The sequence below is a fragment of the Scandinavium sp. genome (genome assembly GCF_036271055.1).
Lineage (GTDB): Bacteria > Pseudomonadota > Gammaproteobacteria > Enterobacterales > Enterobacteriaceae > Scandinavium.
Genome location: NZ_DATBBJ010000005.1, coordinates 1 through 2,441, shown reverse-complemented (window position 1 = coordinate 2,441; position 2,441 = coordinate 1). Strand labels below are relative to the sequence as shown.

Sequence of the window (2,441 nt, the reverse complement as noted above, 5' to 3'; positions counted from 1 at the left end):
GATGATTCAGAATTACTTTCTGAACGTTGATACATCAACTACTCATCAGATTACTACAGCTCCAACTATGAAACAGGCTGACGAAGTCATGTCACCTATTCGTACCGCTATCACGCGCGCACGCGGGCCCTTGTTCAAGTTTCTTACTGAAGGCTCACTTCAGAATACGACTGGATCTCGAGTTAATCGAGTCAAGCTCGCATCGACTAAGAAAGGCATCGAGAACTTTCTAACCGGTTCGTTGCTCGAAGTCAGACCTATGGCTATCAATAAGCTGCAGGGGCTTCGGCCTAAGATCTCGACAATCGACGAATGGTTGTCAGGTGATCTCCGAGAAGACGTTGTTGGGGCAGTTGAACAAGGGGCTTCGAAATTAGAAGACTATCTGATTGTAGCTATTAGCTCGGAAGGGACCGTTCGAGCTGGTTCGGGCGACACAATCAAAATGGAGCTAGCTGACATCCTCAAGGGAGAATACCTAGCTCCGCATGTTTCGATCTGGCACTACAAACTTGACGAACTTGAAGAAGTTGCCGATCCAGGTACATGGGTGAAAGCTAATCCGAATCTCGGTGCGACGGTAAGCTATGAAACGTATCACCTTGATGTGGAACGGGCCGAAAAGGCTCCAGCAAGTCGAAACGACATTCTCGCGAAGCGATTTGGTATTCCTATGGAGGGTTATACCTACTTCTTTACCTATGAAGAGACTATTCCGCATCGTACTCGCGAGTTCTGGCAACTTCCCTGTGCTCTTGGAGCCGACCTATCGCAAGGTGATGACTTCTGTGCGTTCACTTTTCTTTTTCCGCTTGGAAGAGAAAGATTCGGAATCAAGACGCGTAGTTACATCACTGAACGTACACTCATGATGTTGCCGGGAGCCATGCGCACGAAGTACGAAGAGTTCATTGTAGAGGGTGCGCTTCATGTCATGCCGGGAACTGTTCTGGACATGATGGAAGTTTACGAAGATCTTGATGCGTTCGTTATAGCATCTGAGTATGACGTTCGTTGTCTTGGTTTTGATCCATACAACGCGAAAGAATTTGTTGCTCGCTGGGAAGCAGAGAATGGATCATTTGGAATTGAGAAAGTAATTCAAGGGGCTAAAACTGAATCAGTTCCTTTGGGAGAGATCAAGAAATTAAGTGAAGATCGGCTTCTCATCTTTGATCAGGGGTTGATGTCTTTTGCTATGGGTAATGCAATTACGTTAGAGGATACTAACGGAAACCGTAAGCTTCTTAAGAAGAGACAAGACGAGAAGATCGATAATGTTGCTGCTTTGATGGATGCATACATCGCATACAAGGCGAACAAGGAGGCCTTCGAGTGATCTTTGGGAAAGGAGGTGAAATTCGTTGGGTTTTGGTGCATATCTAAAACACGCCTGGAATGTCTTTACGAATCTGGAAGATGATCAAAAAGTTTATAGCAGTGACATTGGCTCGGGTTTCTCATATCGACCGGATCGTATAAGACTTCGAATTCCCAATGAGCGCTCGATCATTTCGTCGATTTTTACGCGTCTTGCTATCGATTGTGCTGGAATCGACATGCGTCATATTCGTAATGATAATCAAGATCGATATTTGGAGGACATGGATAGCGGTCTAAATAATTGTTTGACGGTCGAAGCCAACATTGATCAAGCAGCACAAGCTTTTCGTATTGATCTGGCACTTACTTTGTTTGACAAAGGTGTTGCTGTAATTGTTCCGATTGATACATCGGTGGATCCTGGAAACACTGTTGGCGGATACGATATTTTGACCATGAGAGTCGGCGATGTCATTCAATGGTATCCACATCATGTTCAAGTTTGGTTGTATAACGAGAAACTGGGAATCCGTCAACAAATTACGCTTCACAAGTCTACGGTTGCCATCATTGAGAACCCGTTGTACTCGGTAATGAACGAACCAAATTCTACGCTTCAGCGTTTGATCTACAAGTTGAACATGTTGGACGCCATTGATGAACAATCTGCTTCTGGAAAACTTGATCTCATCATTCAGCTTCCTTACGTGATCAAATCCGAAGCTCGTCGTCAACAGGCTGAGCAACGACGAAAGGACATCGAGTTTCAGCTCAAAGGTAGTCAGTACGGTATTGCCTATACGGACGGAACTGAAAGAATCACTCAGCTGAACCGTCCGGCTGAGAACAATCTTATGGATCAGATCACCTTCTTGACTTCGATGTTCTACAGCCAATTGGGTTTGACCGATGAGATCATGAATGGTACAGCCAATGAACAGACAATGCTCAATTATTGGAACCGGACAATTGAGCCAACTCTCAAGGCTATTACCGAAGGTATGGCACGTGTCTTTCTAACCAAAACCGCTCGGACGCAGAAGCAGACAATTTCGTTCTTCCGTGATCCGTTCAGGTTGATTCCGATTGAGAACATTGCCAAGATTGCGGATGTGTTC

General features: G+C 45.1%; 2 protein-coding genes. Both read left to right on the top strand.

Annotation, left to right across the window (positions count from 1 at the left end):
• A partial coding sequence (locus tag VH187_RS00350) for a terminase TerL endonuclease subunit (RefSeq protein WP_329699516.1) occupies positions 1-1,339 on the top strand: 1,339 nt, incomplete at its 5' end.
• A gap of 220 nt (positions 1,340-1,559) precedes the next feature.
• A partial coding sequence (locus VH187_RS00345) for a phage portal protein (protein WP_414713892.1) occupies positions 1,560-2,441 on the top strand: 882 nt, incomplete at its 3' end.